The sequence below is a fragment of the Rhizobium altiplani genome, from assembly GCF_001542405.1.
GTDB lineage: Bacteria > Pseudomonadota > Alphaproteobacteria > Rhizobiales > Rhizobiaceae > Rhizobium > Rhizobium altiplani.
Map to the genome: position 1 here is coordinate 111,750 of NZ_LNCD01000106.1, position 18,013 is coordinate 129,762.

Here is an 18,013-nt window from a genome sequence, read left to right on the forward strand (position 1 = left end):
ATTGCGGCCCCGCGGTTTGAGAAGGAAGTCGAAGCCTCAGCGTTCGCCGACCGCCTTTTCGGCAGCCGCAATCTCCGCCTGACGGCGCGCAACTTCCTCACCGATCGGCGGGCCCTTGAAGCGGCGGTTTTCAAAGCCGAACCATATAATCGCAGTCAGCACGAGGAAGCCGACGGTGATGTAGAGAGCCCAATCATTCGGCGGCTGGATGCCGAGGACGAAGATCAACACCATCGCCAGGATCGAGAGGATCGCGAACAGCTTGAACATGCCTTCGCCGAGGTTCCACGGACCCATCTTGTCCCACTTCGACGTACCCCAGGCGAGGAGGCCGAGCGTGATCGGGATCGCGAAAGAGAAGAACAGGAAGATGACCGTGCACGACACGACGATCGTGTAAACCGGCGTTTCGCCGATCGAAACGAGCGACGAGCCCCAGACGAACAGGACCGCGAGGATCGAGCCAGTCCAGATGGCCGCGACCGGCGTGCGGAACTTCGGGCTGACCTTGGCGAGCGCCTTGGAGGCAGGCAGACCGCCGTCGCGCGAGAAGGCGAAGATCATGCGCGAAACCGAAGTGACAGTCGCAAGGCCGCACAGCCACTGGCTGACGAAGATGGCAAAGTAGAGCACATCCTTGACGATGATATTGACTTGGCTGTCCATCGCCCAGAAGAACACGTTCCAGCCCTGCTTGGCCGCCTCTTCCATGTTCGGCAGCATCAGCACGAAAGCGCAAAGCATGATGTAGCCGAAAAGCGCAGACCACAGAACGGAGGAGACCATGCCGCGCGGAACGGAATGAGCAGCCTTGACCGTCTCTTCCGACGTATGGGCCGAAGCGTCATAGCCGGTGATCGTGTAAATCGGCAGCAGAAGGCCGAGCAGGAATACCCAAGCGCCCGAAGTCTCCGGCCACACGTTGCCACCGGTTTCTCCGGAATAGTTGGCAAAGGTGAAAAGGCGGCTGAACTCGTAGGACGGAGCCGCCAACAGGCACACCACTGCGAGCGCGATCGCCGTCGCGAAAATGAGATAACCGGAAAAGTCCGTGAGCTTCGCCGTCAGGCCGATACCCATGTGGTTCACGAGCGCCTGTGCGCCGGTGATGACGACCAGGAAAACGATCCGAACAGTCGTCGTGTCTGTCAGGCCGAAGTAGCTCGTCCCCAGGGAACCCATGAAGAAATAATAGGTACCGACATTGATCGCGCCGAGAACGGTGACGAGGCCGAGCAGGTTGAACCAGGCGGTCAGCCAGCCGGTGAAGCGGTTGCCGAGGATCGAACCCCAGTGGTAGAGGCCACCGGCGGTCGGATAGGCCGAGCTGATCTGCGCCATCGCGACGGCGAACACCAGCGAAACGAAGCAACCAACCGGCCAGCCGATGCCGATTGCCGCACCGCCGGCGCCGGACGTTGCTTGCGCCAGCGAGTTGATGCCGCCGGAAAGAATGCAGATGATAGAGAACGAGACGGCAAAATTCGAGAACGCGCTCAATCTCCGCTCCAACTCCTGGGCATAGCCCATGGAGTGCAGGATATGCGTGTCCTGCTTCTTGTCGTGATCCGTGTAGTCGGACATGACTTCCCCCTGTTAGCGATCAGCCGCGGGATTGCGAGTGATCATCCAGTGCCAAAGTGCCCGCGACGTTTTCGCCTACGGGCGGATCGCAGTTAGACTGCTCCCTGGGGTCTTTTTCTTCGTTGTCAGGCGTCCAGGCTTTGCCGGAGAAGCCCCGTCAGATAGCCGGCCATGACCCCTTGACCGTCTTCGTCTGAGATGAGGTCGTTGCGGACCTCGATCATTACATTGCGGAGCCCGTTCGACAGCCCGTGCAGGATGAGCGTGTGGGTCACGCCATCAACGGGGCCGTAGGGCTCGTTACGTTCGATTTTATAGAGAGGCGAGCCGGTCGATGCGGCGTTCAACACGCTGTCGGCAAAGCGGCTGTCTTCGTCATGCAATATACCAATTTCCATCGCACGTGTCTTGCCGTGGTAAACAGGAGTGAAGCTGTGGACCGTCGCAATCACCGTCTCCTGCCCCCTCGCCCTGCGATCGCGAATCAGTGCGCGAATGGCGTCATGGAAGGGAATATACAATGCTTCGGTGCGCGCGAGGCGTTCTTCCGCGCTGAGATCGGCATTGCCCGGAATTTGATAGATTTCACTCTTCTCGGGCATGGCGCCGGCTGACTCCGGCGGCCTGTTGCAATCATAGATCAATCGCGAAAATCGCTGGTAGACGAGCGTGGCGTCGAGCGCCTCGGAAATCCCGCGGGCGACTGCCAATGCGCCAGGGTCCCATGCGATATGGCTTTCCAGAGCCTCACGGGAGAGACCGAGGGTACCGTATCGCTCGGGCATCAAACGCGACGCATGCTCGCAGATCACCAGCAGCGGGCTCTCGCCATTCGGCCGCTCAACGGAAACGCAGTCGCCATCCGCTTCACTTAGGACCTTGAACTGAGCAGGCACCACAGGCGCATCCCGATCATTAATAAAGAATGTATAAGAAAAGAATTCTTCAGGTTTTGGCGACTGTCAAGCGCGACTGAAAATTTCTTTTCATGACAGCAGTTGACATGGATTGTGACAGCGTTGTTAACTTTCAGTGGGAAAGTGGCACAAGACCAATCCCGGGGAGCAAGAACGCGTGAGCGCTGCGTCGAAGACAGTTTCGGACGTAATCCATTCGCATTTTGGCATGCTTACGCGGGCCGAAAAGCAATTGGCCGAGAGCCTGCTGGACAACTACCCAGTCTCAGGATTGGGGAGTATCACGACGATTGCGGAGAACGCCGGCGTATCGACGCCAACGGTCGTACGCATGGTGCAGAAGCTCGGCTTCAAGGGCTATCCCGACTTCCAGGCGCACCTCCACCAGGAGGTCGAAGCGACAATCTCGAACCCCATCGCCAAGCACGATCGATGGGCCTCCAACGCGCCGGGCACGCATATTCTCAATCGCTTTGCCGACGCGATCATTGGCAATCTGCGCCAGACGCTGAGCGCGCTCGACACGGCGACGTTCGACAGCGTCGCCTCGCTCCTCTCGGATCGCAAACGCGGCCTCTATTTCGTGGGCGGGCGCATCACCGGCGCGCTGGCCGAATACTTCTTTACACATATGCAAGTCATTCGTCCGAACACTGCTTTGCTCTCATCAAACTCGAGCAGCTGGCCGCAATACGTACTCAATATGAATCGCGGCGACCTCCTGGTCATCTTCGATATCCGTCGCTACGAGCAGGAAATGGTCAGCCTCGCGACCGCTGCCCGAAAGAGCGGCGCGGAGATCGTCGTCTTTACCGATCAGTGGGGATCGCCCGCCGCCAAGCTCGCGCGTCACACGTTCCGTGTGCAGATCGAGGCGCCATCGGCCTGGGACTCGTCCGTCGTCACTCTCTTCATCGTCGAAGCCCTGATCGAGGCCGTTCAAAGCTCGACCTGGGATGAGACGAAAGAACGCATGAAAACCCTGGAGGGCCTGTTCGAACAGACCAGGCTATTCCGCAAACTCAGTTAGGAGGGAAAATACGACAGTGAGATGACGTTCGGCGCTTGAGCGAATAATGTGTCGTAAATGAAACATCGCCGCCAACTGCCTGCTATACAAAGAAAAAAGAAGGTCATGATACTGTCACGAAAGCTTCACGTAACGTAAGTAACAGCATCGTCGGACACTGAAAACCCGAAGGAGAACAACAGTGATCTCTAATATTTCGAAAATGCTTTCGCTTTCTACTGCAATTGTTGTTGCTTCGACTGCAATCGCAGCTGCCGAACCAAGCGCTGAACTTATCGCTGCCGCCAAGAAGGAAGGCACGCTGACGACCATCGCGCTTCCGCACGACTGGTGCGGCTACGGCGACGTCATCGCCGGCTTCAAGGCCAAGTACGGCCTCGAAGTCAACGAACTGAACCCCGACGCGGGCTCGGGCGACGAGATCGAAGCCATCAAGGCCAACAAGGGCAACACCGGACCGCAGGCTCCTGACGTTATCGACGTCGGTCTTTCCTTCGGCCCCTCCGCAAAGGCCGATGGCCTGATCCAGCCCTACAAGGTGTCGACCTGGGATTCCATTCCTGACAGCGCCAAGGATGCCGATGGCTTCTGGTACGGCGACTACTACGGCGTTCTCTCCTTCGTCGTGAACACCGACATCGTCAAGGACGTTCCGAAGGACTGGGCCGACCTGAAGAAGTCCGACTACGCCAACAGCATCGCGCTCGCTGGCGACCCGCGCGCTTCTAACCAGGCTGTCCAGGCCGTCTACGCAGCCGGCATCGCAGCTGGTGAAAAGGACGCGACCAAGGCTGGCGAAGCTGGTCTCGCGTATTTCGCCGAGCTCAACAAGGCTGGAAACCTCGTTCCTGTGATCGGCAAGTCCGCTTCGCTCGCTCAGGGCTCGACCCCCATCGTCGTTGCCTGGGACTACAATGGTCTCTCCTGGCGCGATACCCTGAAGGGCAACCCACCGGCTGAAGTCGTCGTTCCGGCTTCGGGCGTTGTCGCTGGCGTCTACGTTCAGGCGATCTCGGCCTTCGCTCCGCACCCGAACGCTGCAAAGCTCTGGATGGAATACCTCTACTCCGACGAAGGTCAGCTCGGCTGGCTGAAGGGCTATTGCCACCCGATCCGCTTCAACGATCTGGCGAAGAACAAGAAGGTCCCCCAGGAGCTCCTCGACAAGCTGCCGCCGGCCGCTGCTTACGAAAAGGCCGTATTCCCCACCCTCGACGAGCAGCCTGCCGGCAAGGCCGCCATCACGACGAAGTGGGACAGCGTCGTTGGCGCCAACGTCAAGTAATATCTGACGCAAGACCTCTCCGCCTCCGTGGGCGGAGAGGTCTCATTTTTCATTGCCCCGATAAGGCCGTCGTCTATGAGCACTGTTTCAACATCCGTGGCTACGGCCACGCCCATGATAAACCGCGACAGGATCGTAGACTGGCTCGGCATCGCGCCCTTCATGATCTTTGCCGCGATGTTCCTGATCATACCGACGCTTTATCTGGTCGCAGGCGCATTCCTGACCCCGGAAGGCGAACTCACCCTCAAGAACATTTCCGACCTGTTCACGCCGTCGATCCTTAGCGCCTACTGGGTCAGTATAAAGGTGTCGGTGGTTTCAGCCCTCGGTGGCGCGGTGATCGGCTCCCTTCTCGCCTGGGCTGTCGTGCTCGGCGGACTCCCGACCTGGGTTCGTTCGGGCCTCCTGACCTTTTCCGGTGTTGCCTCGAATTTCGCGGGCGTACCGCTCGCCTTCGCTTTTCTCGCCACGCTCGGACGCACCGGTCTCGTGACCGTCTTGATGCGTGATTGGCTGGGCTTCAATCTCTATTCCACCGGTTTCAACCTCTTGAGCTTCTTCGGGCTCACGCTCACCTACATGTACTTCCAGATCCCGCTGATGGTGCTGATCCTGACGCCGGCGCTCGACGGGATGAAGAAGGAGTGGAAGGAAGCCGCGCTCATTCTCGGCGCCACCAACGGCCAATACTGGCGCATGGTCGCTTTCCCGATCCTCTGGCCGAGCCTCATGGGCACGACGCTGCTTCTCTTTGCGAACGCCTTCGGCGCTATCGCCACCGCCTACGCCTTGACGGGTAGCTCGCTCAACATCGTGCCGATCCTGCTCTACGCGCAGATCCGCGGCGACGTGCTTCATAACGCCAACCTCGGCTATGCGCTGGCACTCGGCATGATCGTCATCACCGGCCTGTCCAACCTCCTTTACATCCTGCTGCGCATGCGCGCTGAACGGTGGCAAAAATGAAGACTTCACGCCTTGGAGCCTGGATATCGATCGGATTTGGCGCGATCTATTTCGTCCTGCCGCTCATCGCCACCGTCGAATTTTCGCTGCGCATGCGGCGCGGCGCATACAGTTTTGACGCCTATGCCTCGGTTTTCTCCGAGGCGCAGTTCCGCGAGACCTTCGGTTATTCGATGCTGATGGCGCTTCTGACGATCGTCTTCGGCATGCTGCTCGTCGTGCCTACGGCGTATTGGGTGCGCCTGCGCCTGCCGCAGATCCGTCCGATTGTCGAGTTCATCACGCTGCTGCCGCTCGTCATCCCGGCAATCGTGATCGTCTTCGGTTATCTCAGAATGTACAACTCGTCCTCGATCCTGCCGCTGACTGGATCGACCACGGGCACGAACATCCTGCTCGTCCTTTCATACATAACGCTGTCCCTGCCCTACATGTACCGCGCCGTCGACACCGCAATGCGTGCCATCGATGTCCGCACCTTGACGGAAGCTGCGGAAAGCCTTGGCGCCGGCTGGGCGACGATCTTGTTCAAGTGCATTTTCCCGAACGTCATGAGCGGTGTACTCTCGGGCGCTTTCATCACGCTCGCGATCGTCATGGGCGAATTCACCATGGCGGCGCTCCTCAATCGCCCAGCCTTCGGGCCTTACCTGCAGCTGGTTGGCGCCAACCGCGCCTACGAGCCGTCGGCCCTGGCGGTCATCGCCTTCTCGATTACCTGGCTCAGCATGGGCCTGTTGCAACTTGTCTCCCGCTTCCACAAAGCCGCTCCGGCTAAGTCGTAAGGTATCTGGTTTTCATGGCCTTTCTCGAACTCGCAAACCTCAAGAAATCCTTCGGCAACACGCAGGTCGTGCATGACTTCAACATGCAGATCGAGAAGGGTGAATTCATCTCTTTCCTTGGCCCGTCGGGCTGCGGCAAGACGACTGTCCTGCGCATGATCGCGGGCTTCGAAACGCCCTCCGCCGGCCGCATCGCCATCGGCGGCAAGGAGCAAAACAATCTGAAGCCGAACAAGCGCAACATCGGCATGGTCTTCCAGGCCTACGCGCTGTTTCCCAACATGACCGTGCACGACAATGTTGCCTTCGGCCTTAAGGTCGCCGGCACGCAGCCTTCGGAGATTGACGCTCGCGTCAAGGAAATGCTCGGGCTGATCAAGCTCGACCACCTCGCGGATCGCTATCCCTATCAGCTCTCCGGCGGCCAGCAGCAGCGCGTGGCGCTTGCCCGCGCGCTGGCAGTCCGGCCGCAGGTCCTGTTGCTCGACGAGCCGCTGTCTGCCCTCGACGCCAAGATCCGCGTGTCGCTGCGCGAGGAAATCCGCGCCATCCAGCAGAAACTTGGCATTACCACCGTCTTCGTGACGCACGACCAGGAAGAAGCCCTCTCGATCTCCGACCGCATCGTCGTCATGAACGCCGGTCGCGCCGACCAAATCGGAACGCCGTTCGAAATCTACAACACGCCGGCTACGCGCTTCGTCGCTTCCTTCGTCGGCACGCTCAACATGATCGAGGCGAAGGTTGTCGACCCCTCGGCCAACCGTATCCAGATCGGTGACCAGGGCGTGACGCTGAAGCAGTCCGTCGCCGCCTTCAAGGCGGGTGATACGGTCTCGCTGGCCCTGCGTCCGGAGGCAGGATCGCTGGCCGAGAGCGCGCCATGCGACACGAAGCTGACCGGTCAGGTCGTATCCGCCCACTTCCTTGGTTCTGTCATCCGCACGCGCATGAACGTCGGCGGCAATGTCATTTCCTTCGACATGTTCAACAGCCCGGGCGTAATCCCGCCAGCGGCTGGCGAGACCGTCACGCTTCGCTTCATGGCAGCCGACCTCCTTGTCATCCGCGATTGATCGCGGCAGCGCCACACTCACGTTTGCGGCTTTGCCACACTTTCCTCCGCATTTCCGGCGCCCCACTCTACGGCGCCGGAAATTGCTTGAAAGTGCGACCTCGATGCGCAACGACGGCTGAAGCGTTTTTATTCAGCAAAGTCAGCATCATGTCCCCTACCACAACAGCTGTACCGCCCCGCCGCCTCACCTCGCAGGATTTCCGCACCCTTGGCCTCTCGGCCCTCGGCGGTGCGCTTGAGTTCTACGACTTCATCATCTTCGTCTTCTTCGCGGCGGTAATCGGCAAGCTGTTCTTTCCGCCCGATATGCCGGAGTGGCTGGTGACCATCCAGACCTTCGGGATCTTTGCCGCCGGCTATCTGGTTCGCCCGCTCGGTGGCATCGTCCTCGCCCATTTCGGCGACCTCTTTGGCCGCAAGCGCGTTTTTGCTTTCTCGATCCTGCTGATGGCGCTCTCAACGCTCGGCATGGCGGCGATGCCGACCTATGCTACCATCGGCGTTGCCGCTCCAATCCTCCTTGTGCTCATGCGCATTCTGCAAGGCGCGGCGATCGGCGGTGAAGTTCCCGGCGCCTGGACCTTCGTGGCCGAACACGTCCCCTTCCGCCGCGTCGGCTTTGCCTGCGGCTTCCTCTGCTCCGGCCTGACCCTCGGCATCCTGCTCGGATCCTTCATCGCGACGATCATCAACTCCGTCTTCACGCAAGATGATGTCGCCGCCTATGCATGGCGCATCCCGTTCTTCCTCGGCGGCATCTTCGGCCTCGTTGCCGTCTACCTCCGCCGCTGGCTGCAGGAGACGCCCGTCTTCGCAGAAATGAAACAGGCCCGCTCGCTTGCGCCGGAACTGCCGCTGAAGGCCGTGCTGCGCGACTACCCGCGTGGCGTCATCATCTCCATGCTGCTGACTTGGATCCTGTCGGCCGGCATCGTCGTGACGACACTGATGACGGCAACCTTCCTGCAGAAGCTCTATGGCTACACCGCGCAGCAGTCGCTTGCCGCCACCAGTTTCGGCACGCTGTTCCTGATCTTCGGAACTGCCGCCGCCGGCGCGATCGTCGATCGCGTTGGCTCAGGCCGCTTCTTCGTTGTCTCAAGTATCTTCTTTGGTGCTGCGACCTTCGCGTTCTACAGTTATGCCGCCGTTTCGCTGACCGTTCTTTTCGTGCTCTATGCGATCATGGGGCTATCGGTCGGTATGGTTGGAGCTGTGCCCTACGTAATGGTCCGCGCCTTCCCGGCCCGCGTTCGCTTTAGCGGCCTCTCCTTCTCCTACAACGTCTCCTACGCGATTTTCGGCGGCCTGACGCCTCTTGCAGTCGCATCGCTGCTGCCAATCAATCCGATGGCTCATGCCTACTACCTGCTCTTCATCGCCGCCCTCGCCTTCGTGCTAGGGCTCTATCTGATCGCCAAGGGAGACAGCGTCGAGGCAGACGTCGGCATCGAGGAACTCACCGAGCGCCTCGCCGCCTAGCTATCGGAGGCGTGTGGCCGCCGTCCGGCTTTGCTTCAAAGGAATGCTTCAATGATTATCTGCTATCTGCGTTACACGATCGACCCACACAAGGTGGCCGAATTCGAGGAGTATGCGCGCCTCTGGATTCCGATCGTCAATCGAATGGGAGGCACGCATCACGGCTATTTCCTGCCGTCCGAGGGCGCGAACAACATTGCCATTGCGCTGTTTTCGTTTCCGAGCCTCGCGGCCTACGAAGACTATCGCACGCGCATGGCAAGCGAACCCGAATGCCAGGCCGCGTTCGATCTCGACAAACGAAATCGCAGCATCATCAGCTACGAGCGCAGTTTCATGCGCCCTGTCCTTGGCTGATCGATAGAAATGGAAAGCCCCGCTCTATGGCGGGCCCGCTCTATGGCGGGGCTTTCAGTTTGAAGTCGGGCTCTAGCGGATTGCCTTGTCATTGGCATCGAACCGATGCATGTGGGCCATGTCCGGCGTCGCATAGACGATCTCGTCGGGCTCGTACTGATGCTCACCGAAAAGGCGCGCGGTGATCAGGCCGCACTGCTCGGATTCGAGATAGATGATCGTGTCCGCGCCGAGATGTTCGACGTGGACGACCTTCGCCCGCCACGTGCCCTGCTCGCGCGAAAGGGTCAGATGCTCCGGGCGCACGCCGACGGTCTTTGCGCCGGCGTCTCCAACCTTGTCTCCAGGAATAAAGTTCATCATCGGCGAACCGATGAAGCCGGCAACGAAGGTGTTTGCAGGGCGGTTGTAGAGCTCCATCGGCGAACCGACCTGCTCGACCGCACCTGCATTCAGCACCACGATCTTGTCGGCAAGCGTCATCGCCTCGACCTGGTCGTGGGTGACATAGATCATCGTTGCCTTGAGGCTGCGGTGCAGACGCGCGATCTCAAGACGCGTCTGAACGCGCAAGGCTGCGTCGAGGTTAGACAGCGGCTCGTCGAAGAGGAAGAGCGCCGGCTCGCGCACGATCGCGCGGCCAATGGCGACGCGCTGGCGCTGACCACCGGAAAGCTCCGCCGGGCGCCGCGCCAGATAGGGCTCGAGCGACAGCATCGACGATGCCTTGGTGACCCGCTTGTCGATCTCATTTTTCGGCGTGCCGGCCTGCTTCAAGCCGAGGCCCATGTTGTCCTTGACCGTCAGGTGCGGGTAGAGCGCATAGGATTGGAACACCATCGCGATGCCACGGTTGGCGGGAGGCGTCAGCGTCTCTTCCTTGCCATTGATGAAAACGGCGCCCGAGGTGACATCCTCCAATCCCGCAATGCTGCGCAGGAGGGTTGACTTGCCGCAGCCCGAAGGTCCGACAAAAATGACGAACTCGCCGTCCTTGACCTCTAGGTCGATGCCCTTCAGCACCTCATGCGTGCCGTAGGTCTTGCGGATGGATTTGAGTTGAAGCGATCCCACTAGTCGTAATCCTTACAGTTTGACCGGCTCTTGGAGCTTGACGGCTTGGCCGGTACGCACGCTTTCGTCGGCGGCGAGGCAGATGCGCAGCGAAGCGACGGCGTCTGCCATGTGGCGGTTAAGGTCGATATCCTCGCGAATGGCCTTCAGCATGAAGGCCTGCTCGCGGTCGCAGAGTTCCTGATGGCCTGGTTCTCCCGCCATCGTTATGTCCTGGTCCGGCCGTATGAACTTGCCGTCGGTTCCTGTCTCCGCCGTGTGCAGGCGAATGACCGAAGTCTTGGTGTGAGCGTCGATATCGTCGGACTTGGCGTTCGGATCCATCACGATCGAGACCGATCCCTTCGGCGACATGATGTCCTTCACGAAAAACGCCGTCTCGGAGATCATCGGGCCCCAGCCGGCCTCGTACCAGCCGACTGAACCATCCTCGAAAAGCACCTGGAGCTGGCCGTAATTATACATATCGGGCGCGATTTCGTCCGATAGACGCAGTCCCATGCCGCGCACTTCCACCGGTTTAGCGTCCGTGATCTGGCACATGACGTCGACATAATGCACACCGCAATCGACGATCGGAGAGGTCGTCTGCATCAACGACTTATGTGTTTCCCAGGTCAGACCGCTGGACTGCTGATTGAGATTCATGCGGAACACATACGGCCCACCGAGCTTGCGCGCCTCTTCGATCAGCCGCATCCAGGATGGATGGTGGCGAAGGATATAGCCGATCACCAATTTCCGGCCGGCCTTCTTCGCCGCCACCACGACGCGCTCCGCATCCGCAACGGTTGTTGCGAGCGGCTTCTCGACGAAAACGTCGCAACCAGCCTCGAAGGCAGCGACCGCATAGTCCGCATGCGTGTCCGAATAGGTGCAGACCGCACAGAGATCCGGCGTCAATTCGGCAAGGGCTGCCTTGAAATCCGAATAGATCTTGTAGCCCCGTAGTTCCTCCGGCAGATCAGGCGTCGAGCGATTGACCAGCCCGACAATCTCGAAACCCGGATTGTTGTGATAGGCCAGTGCATGGCTGCGTCCCATGTTGCCGAGGCCGGCAACGAGAACGCGGATTGGCTTGTCGGACGAACTCACTTGACCGCTCCCGAAGTAATGCCGCGGATGAGCTGCCGCGAGAAGATGACGTAGAGAACGAGGATCGGCAGGATCGCCAGCGAAAGCGCGGCAAGCACGGCGTTCCAATTGGTCACGAACTGCCCGATGAAGATCTGCGACCCGAGGGTGACGGTCTTCGTCGCCTCAGCGGGCGCCAGGATCAGCGGAAACCAGAGGTCGTTCCAGATCGGGATCATCGTGAAGACGGCGACCGTGGCCATGGCCGGGCGCACCAGCGGAATGACGAGCCGGAAGAAGATCGCATATTCCGACAGTCCGTCGATGCGGCCTGCATTCTTGAGGTCATCCGAGACGGTACGCATGAATTCCGACAGGATGAAGATTGCCAGCGGAATCCCCTGCGCCGTATAGACGAGGATCAGCGCCGTCAGCGTATTCACGAGACCGGCGGCCACCATGCCCTGCAGGATCGCGACCGTACCAAGGCGGATCGGGATCATGATGCCGATCGCCATATAGAGGCCGGTCAACGTGTTGCCGCGGAAACGGTATTCGGAGAGCGCGAAGGCGGCCATCGCGCCGAAGAGCAATACCAGCGCGATCGAAACGATGGTGACGATGAAGCTGTTCTGGAAGTAGGTGGCGAAGTCACCCTGCCCCAGCACCGTTCGATAACCGACAAGACTGAACGTCGAGGGCGTCGGCACCTGCATCGGCGAGCGGAAGATCGCGTTACGGTCCTTGAACGAGTTGATGATCGTCAGGAACACCGGAAAGATGGCAACCAGCGTATAGCCGATGAGCGCCAGGTGGACGAAGCCGGTGCGGATGGGGGATGTGCGTGCTCTGTTCGACATGGCACACTCCTCAGAACTGGTACCGGCGCATGCGCCGCTGGATGGCAAAAAGGTAGAACGACACGCCGGCGAGGATGATCAGGAACATCACCGTCGCGATCGTGGCGCCCATCGAGCGGTCGCCGAGCTGCAGCTGGAAACCGAAGAAGGTGCGGTAGAGGAGCGTACCCAGGATGTCGGTGGACATGTCAGGCCCGGCAAGTGCGCCCTGCACGGTGTAGATCAGGTCGAAGGCGTTGAAGTTGCCGACAAAAGTCAGGATCGAGATGATGCCTATGGCGGGCAGGATGAGCGGTAGCTTGATCTTCCAGAACTGAGCCCAGCCGGTGATGCCGTCGCATTCGGCAGCTTCGATCACCTCTTCCGGGATACTGAGCAGCGCAGCGTAAATCAGCATCATCGGAATGCCGATGTACTGCCAATTCGAGATCAGCGACACGGCAATCAGCGCCGACCCGGACTGCCCTAGCCACGGCGCGAACAGGCTCTTCATGCCGACAAGGCTCATCAGCCACGGGGCAACGCCCCAGATCGGCGAAAGGATGAGCTTCCAAATGAAGCCGACGATCACGAAGGAAAGCAGCGTCGGCAGGAAGATTGCGGTGCGGTAGAACGCGACGAACCGCAGCCGTGGCGTCGACAGCAGCGCCGCCAGCGCGATGCCGATCGGGTTCTGCACGCACATGTGAATGACGAAGAATATGAAGTTGTTGACCAGCGCGTTCCAGAAGTCGTGTGCCCAGCGCGCATCGCCAAACAACACCTTGTAGTTCGCGAGCCCGACGAAGACAGGCGCACCGTCGACAGTGTTGTAGAACGAAAGCCTCAGCGTTTCGATCAGCGGCAGGATCATGATCGCCGAATAAACGACAAATGCCGGGAAGAGAAAGACGCCGACGTGCCAGCGCACAGGGCGCTTGATGGGAACAACATCGACAGCGGATTCGGCTACGCTCATGGCTTTTGCCTGTTCTTCTTAGCTGCACCTATGGCGCAGCGCGTCTGACACAACGGGCAGAACGCCCTTTCCCTCTAGTCATCTCCCCGCCCTTCGGCTTTCGAAGGCGGCGGGGAGAAAAAGAGCGGATACGAAATTGGCTTTGAGCCGGAATGAGGGACGGCTAACGCCGCCCCTCACATCTCAATCACTTGGCAGGCTTGAACCAGCTGTCGAGGCCGTCCTGCAGCTTCTTGGCGGCATCGGCTGGCGTCACGGTGCCGTTGACGACGTTCGCCGAAGCAACCCAGGTTTCGTTTTCGAGGTTCGGCGTACCGCGCGACAGAATCTGGTACGTCGAGCGGATCGTCGACTTGAACGGGCCGCGCCAGGAAACGAATTCCTGGGCCAGCGGATCAGCCATCTTCACCGGCGTCGAGTTCAGGCTGAAGAAGCCCGGCAACGAGTTGGCGTAGATTTCGGCGAATTCCGGCGAGGCGACCCAGGTGAGGAACTTCTTGGCTTCCTCGGCATGGGTGCTCTTGGCGTTCAGGCCGACAGCGATATCCGGATGGTCGGAGATGTAGCCCTGGTCGCCAGCTTTCGGAACCGGCGGCGGGAAAGCGCCCATCTTGAACTGGGCCTGGCTGTTGAACAGCGAGATTTCCCAGGAACCGGCCGGGTAGATGGCGGCGCGGCCGAGCGTAAAGAGGTTCTGGCTGTCCGAATAGGTCTGGGCTTCGAAACCGTCACCGAGATAGGGCTTCCACTTGGCGATTTGTTCGAAAGGCTGGACCCATTCCGGATCGGTCAGCTTCTGCTTGCCTGAGATCAGCGCCAGACGACCGTCTTCGCCCTTCCAGTAGTTCGGACCGATGTTCTGGTAGCCCATGGTTGCGGCTTCCCAGAGATCCTTCGTGCCCATGGCGAGCGGAATGTAGGTGCCGTCCGCCTTGATCTTGTCGAGGGCGGCGAAGAATTCCTCTTCGGTCTTCGGAACGGAGATGCCGAGCTTGTCGAAGGCATCCTTGTTGTAAATGAAGCCATGGATGACCGAGGCCATCGGCACACAGAAGGTGGACTTGCCGTCATCGGTTGTCCAGGCGGCCTTGGCGACGGGCGAGAAGTTCTCCATGCCCGGCAGGCTCGTCAGATCGGCGAGCTGCTTCTTATCAAAGATTCCGAGCGAAGGGTCGAACGGCCGGCAGGTGATGATATCACCGGCGGAGCCGGCATCGAGCTTGGCGTTCAGCGAAGCGTTGTACTCGGTCGGCGCGGTCGGCGAGAAGACGATCTTGATGCCGGGGTTCTTGGCTTCGAACGCCGGGATAATCTTTTCCTGCCAGATCTGCAGGTCGTCGTTACGCCAGCTCTCGACCGTCAGCGTAACGTCGGCGGCATGAGCAAAGCCCACTGATGTCAGCAGGCTGGACGCCAGCAGGAAGCCTCTAAGTGCGGTGTTCTTCATTTCCCTCTCCTGTTTTATGCGCCGGTGAGGCGCTGTTCCTGACCTGAAACCAGCGTTCGCGTGCATGAGGTGACACGCAACGCCACTCGAGAGCCGTCAGCAGCTGCCGGCCCGAAAGCTCAAAATCGGCGCGACAGATAACACCTGTCGACCAGACGGCGCACCCGAACAAGAAACCGATCCGGCGCAGCCATGAAAGGGAAAGCTGACGGCAAATGAACGGATCGAGAGCGACGGCGTCGCTACGGCCGGATCTGCATTTCATCGAGTGACCCGGCTTATCTCTATCCTGCCGTTTATCGCTGCTCGATGCGCTGTTCCCTTGAGTTGAATTAAGGCCAAAAAAATACCAATTGTCCAGCCGATTTTAACACTCGAACGACAGAAAAGTCGTCAAAAAAATTTTATTCATAAAAATCATATAGATAAAAAGATGATTTTTCGCCACGCTTTTGACTTGGTAAATGGTATTTTTTTGGTATTGTAGTGAAAACAAGCGGAATGGGCGGATTTGGTGGTTCAATGACAGAACTTGCGATCGGCATTGACGGCGGAGGCTCCAGCTGCCGCGCCGCAGTCACGGATGCGACAGGGCGCATTCTGGGCCGTGGCACGGCCGGCCCGTCGAACATCCTGTCCGACCTCGAAAACTCGCTGCTCAACATCGTAGCGTCAGCCGAAAACGCGTTGAACGACGCCGGCCTTTCCTCTGAAACCGTTTCCAGCGTCTCTGCCGTCGTCGGCGTCGCCGGCGCGAATGTGGGCGACTATGCCGAACGCATCGAGCGTGCCCTGCCTTTTGCCCGGCGCCGTGTCGTAACAGATGCGACGACGGCACTCCAAGGAGCGCTCGGCGATTCCGACGGTGTGATTGGAGCGTTCGGAACGGGCTCGGTCTACAATGCGCGCCGCAACGGAAAGCTCTACGGCATTGGCGGCTGGGGATTCGTCATCGGCGACCAGGCTAGTGGCGCTCGCCTCGGCCGGGACCTGCTGGAGCAGTCTTTGCTGGCCCATGACGGGGTGCGCCCCTCCTCCCCGGTCACCCAGACCGTCATGGCTGAATATGGCGACGATCCTGAGCGCGTCGTCGAGTTCGCCCACGTCTCCCGCCCGAATGACTTCGCCCGCTACGCGCCCGTTGTGTTCGAGGCCGCTGCCAAGGGCGACTCGGTCGCGACGGCGATCGTGCAGAACGCAGCAGCCTCGATCGGCGAGAGCCTGGATGCGTTGCTCTGGCCGGAATGCGAGGTGATCTGCCTGTTGGGCGGACTGGCAAAGGCCTATCGTCCATGGCTTGCTGAACGTCACGCTGTCCTGCTGCGTGAGCCGAAGGGCGACGTCCTGCAGGGCGCCATTGATCTCGCAGTGAAGTTTCTCCACGAGGAAGGAAGAGGCGCGGCATGACCGACGATTTTGCAAGCCTCCTTTCCCCCGAACGTCTTCAAGCCGGCGGCACAGGCCCGCTTTATGTAAAGCTGCGCCGCACGCTGGAAGATGCCATTCGCACTGGCACGCTCAGTCATGGCGATGCCCTGCCGCCTGAGCGCGACATCGCGGAACTGGCGACCGTCAGCCGGGTGACCGTGCGCAAAGCGATCGATGAGCTTGTCGCGGACGGGTTGCTCATCCGCCGCCACGGTTCCGGCACCTTCGTGACAAAGCCGGTATCGAAGGTCGAACAGCGCCTCTCGCAGCTCACCTCCTTTACGGAGGATATGGCCCGTCGCGGCATGACCTCCCGCTCCGAATGGCTGCACAAGGGCATCCACACGCCCTCTCCCGACGAAATGATGATTCTCGGTCTCGCGACCGATGTCAGGGTCTCACGCCTCAGCCGATTGCGCATCGCCGACGACCAGCCGCTGGCCATCGAAAATGCCAGTGTTTCCGGCGAGTTCCTGCCCGATCCTTTCGTGGTGACAACGTCGCTCTATGAGGAGCTCGAGCGTCGCCAGGTCCGGCCCGTCCGCGCGGTGCAGAGAATTTCGGCGACCAACATGAAAGAGGTCGATGCTCATCTTCTCGGCGTTCCCGTCGGCGCCGCAGGGCTGTCGATCGAGCGTATTTCATACCTTGGTTCGGGACGCGCGGTCGAATTCACCCGCTCGCTCTACCGCGGGGATGCCTATGATTTTGTCGCCGAACTGACGATCGGTCCGTCGTGATTCCTTGTCGCATTGAATGGACGGCAATGCCCGTCTATTGATGGCACCCATGACAAGTCGCATCACGATCCTCGACACCATCTCCGATCCCGGCAATCCCGCAAAGCCGAACGACGACAGCTTCGGCCATAACGACGCCTGCGCTTTCGTAATCGACGGTGCGACGGGCCTCGGCGATCGCCAATATATGGATGAGGGAGGTAGCGACGCCGCCTGGATCGCCCAGCACTTCGCCCGTGGCTTTCAGGATCGGATTACCCGTGACAGCAGCGTCTCGGAGATTGCTCGCAGCCTGTCTCTGGCAGCCCGCACGGAGTTCTTAGCCCACAACGAGAGCGTCCCACGCTACGCGTGGCCGCTGACCGCCTTTGCCATGTTGCACCACACGCGCGACGGTTTCCACTTCGTCGGCCTTGGCGACTCCTGCCTCTTTCTGTTGCAGGAAGACGGCTCGGCAGCGATGCACATGGCGATTCCCGGTGCCTATGAGTATGAACAGAACCAGGCGCGAAAGCACATTGCACGCACGGGCGGCATTACCAAGGAAGGTGGCGCGCTCGGCAATTCCGAAACGCTCGCCCTATTGCGCCAGCACCGAGAGCGCCAGAACACGCCGGCAAGCGGCGTCTGGACCCTCGGCCTCGTGCCGGAGGCGGCCGATCATCTGGTTTCAGAGCGGCTGGATATCAGGCGCAAAGCGCACGCCATCGTCTGCAGCGACGGTTTTTCAGACCTCGCGGTCCTTTACGCGACCTATGATTCTACAAGCTTGGTGCGCACTGCACTCGCCAAGGGTCTGCGACCGATGCTCGACGAACTTCGGCGCTTCGAACGCGCGATTGATCCCGAAGGGCTCCGCTATCCACGCTACAAGCAGAGCGACGACACCACGGCGTTGCTTGTCGAGTTGACACCCAGCGCCTGAGGCGATTTTCGATTCAGATT

The 18,013-nt window shown here is 60.0% G+C and carries 17 protein-coding genes; 10 read left to right on the top strand and 7 right to left on the bottom strand.

The annotated features are described in order from the left end of the window. Positions 1-36: 36 nt before the first annotated feature. Together AS026_RS25735 and AS026_RS25740 are read right to left on the bottom strand one after the other, a co-directional pair. Positions 37-1,584, bottom strand: a complete 1,548-nt coding sequence (locus AS026_RS25735; RefSeq protein WP_062372654.1) for an amino acid permease — start codon at positions 1,582-1,584, stop codon at positions 37-39. Positions 1,585-1,709: 125 nt separating this feature from the next. Further along, a complete protein-coding gene (locus tag AS026_RS25740; RefSeq protein WP_062372657.1) occupies positions 1,710-2,483 on the bottom strand; it encodes an N-formylglutamate amidohydrolase in 774 nt (257 codons plus the stop codon). Between the two features lie 175 nt (positions 2,484-2,658). On the opposite strand from AS026_RS25740, the gene AS026_RS25745 reads away from it, so the two are divergent. The 7 genes from AS026_RS25745 to AS026_RS25775 all read left to right on the top strand — a co-directional run bounded on the left by AS026_RS25745 (position 2,659) and on the right by AS026_RS25775 (position 9,487). Then, positions 2,659-3,531, top strand: a complete 873-nt coding sequence (locus tag AS026_RS25745; RefSeq protein ID WP_025659342.1) for a MurR/RpiR family transcriptional regulator — start codon at positions 2,659-2,661, stop codon at positions 3,529-3,531. Between the two features lie 202 nt (positions 3,532-3,733). Further along, positions 3,734-4,816 carry an ABC transporter substrate-binding protein gene (locus AS026_RS25750; RefSeq protein WP_425349831.1) on the top strand — a complete coding sequence of 361 codons (1,083 nt, stop codon included), beginning with the start codon at positions 3,734-3,736 and terminating at the stop codon, positions 4,814-4,816. Positions 4,817-4,891: 75 nt separating this feature from the next. After that, the gene (locus AS026_RS25755; protein ID WP_025659340.1) at positions 4,892-5,785 is read left to right on the top strand and encodes an ABC transporter permease; all 894 of its coding nucleotides are present in this window, start codon (positions 4,892-4,894) and stop codon (positions 5,783-5,785) included. Beyond that, complete coding sequence (locus tag AS026_RS25760) at positions 5,782-6,570, top strand: ABC transporter permease (protein ID WP_018116406.1); 789 nt, start codon at positions 5,782-5,784, stop codon at positions 6,568-6,570. The genes AS026_RS25755 and AS026_RS25760 overlap by 4 nt, the downstream gene beginning before the upstream one ends. 14 nt (positions 6,571-6,584) lie before the next feature. Further along, on the top strand, positions 6,585-7,646 hold the full coding sequence (locus tag AS026_RS25765; protein WP_025659339.1) for an ABC transporter ATP-binding protein: 1,062 nt from the start codon (positions 6,585-6,587) through the stop codon (positions 7,644-7,646). 149 nt (positions 7,647-7,795) lie between these two features. Further along, on the top strand, positions 7,796-9,130 hold the full coding sequence (locus AS026_RS25770) for an MFS transporter (protein ID WP_062372664.1): 1,335 nt from the start codon (positions 7,796-7,798) through the stop codon (positions 9,128-9,130). A gap of 51 nt (positions 9,131-9,181) precedes the next feature. After that, positions 9,182-9,487, top strand: a complete 306-nt coding sequence (locus AS026_RS25775; protein WP_062372667.1) for an NIPSNAP family protein — start codon at positions 9,182-9,184, stop codon at positions 9,485-9,487. Positions 9,488-9,559: 72 nt separating this feature from the next. On the opposite strand, the gene AS026_RS25780 is transcribed toward AS026_RS25775, so the two are convergent. The 5 genes from AS026_RS25780 to AS026_RS25800 all read right to left on the bottom strand — a co-directional run bounded on the left by AS026_RS25780 (position 9,560) and on the right by AS026_RS25800 (position 14,900). Further along, a complete protein-coding gene (locus AS026_RS25780) occupies positions 9,560-10,561 on the bottom strand; it encodes an ABC transporter ATP-binding protein (RefSeq protein ID WP_062372671.1) in 1,002 nt (333 codons plus the stop codon). A 12-nt stretch (positions 10,562-10,573) separates the two neighbouring features. Next, entirely contained in the window at positions 10,574-11,656 is a 1,083-nt protein-coding gene (locus AS026_RS25785; RefSeq protein ID WP_062372675.1) for a Gfo/Idh/MocA family protein, read from the bottom strand. Next, positions 11,653-12,495, bottom strand: coding sequence for a carbohydrate ABC transporter permease (locus AS026_RS25790; RefSeq protein WP_062372679.1), 843 nt, complete (start codon positions 12,493-12,495; stop codon positions 11,653-11,655). Before AS026_RS25790 ends, AS026_RS25785 begins: the two co-directional genes overlap by 4 nt. Positions 12,496-12,505: 10 nt before the next feature. Then, entirely contained in the window at positions 12,506-13,453 is a 948-nt protein-coding gene (locus tag AS026_RS25795; protein ID WP_018116212.1) for a carbohydrate ABC transporter permease, read from the bottom strand. Between the two features lie 187 nt (positions 13,454-13,640). Continuing rightward, positions 13,641-14,900: an ABC transporter substrate-binding protein gene (locus AS026_RS25800; protein ID WP_025659337.1), complete on the bottom strand. Its 1,260-nt coding sequence runs from the start codon at positions 14,898-14,900 to the stop codon at positions 13,641-13,643. Between the two features lie 522 nt (positions 14,901-15,422). On the opposite strand from AS026_RS25800, the gene AS026_RS25805 reads away from it, so the two are divergent. Genes AS026_RS25805 through AS026_RS25815 form a run of 3 tightly spaced genes read left to right on the top strand, consistent with a single transcriptional unit; the run spans position 15,423 to position 17,993 of the window. After that, entirely contained in the window at positions 15,423-16,307 is an 885-nt protein-coding gene (locus tag AS026_RS25805; RefSeq protein ID WP_025659336.1) for a glucosamine kinase nucleotide-binding domain-containing protein, read from the top strand. Then, complete coding sequence (locus AS026_RS25810; RefSeq protein ID WP_018857128.1) at positions 16,304-17,068, top strand: GntR family transcriptional regulator; 765 nt, start codon at positions 16,304-16,306, stop codon at positions 17,066-17,068. The genes AS026_RS25805 and AS026_RS25810 overlap by 4 nt, the downstream gene beginning before the upstream one ends. Positions 17,069-17,117: 49 nt before the next feature. Further along, the gene (locus AS026_RS25815; RefSeq protein ID WP_062372684.1) at positions 17,118-17,993 is read left to right on the top strand and encodes a protein phosphatase 2C domain-containing protein; all 876 of its coding nucleotides are present in this window, start codon (positions 17,118-17,120) and stop codon (positions 17,991-17,993) included. The last annotated feature ends 20 nt before the right edge of the window (positions 17,994-18,013 follow it).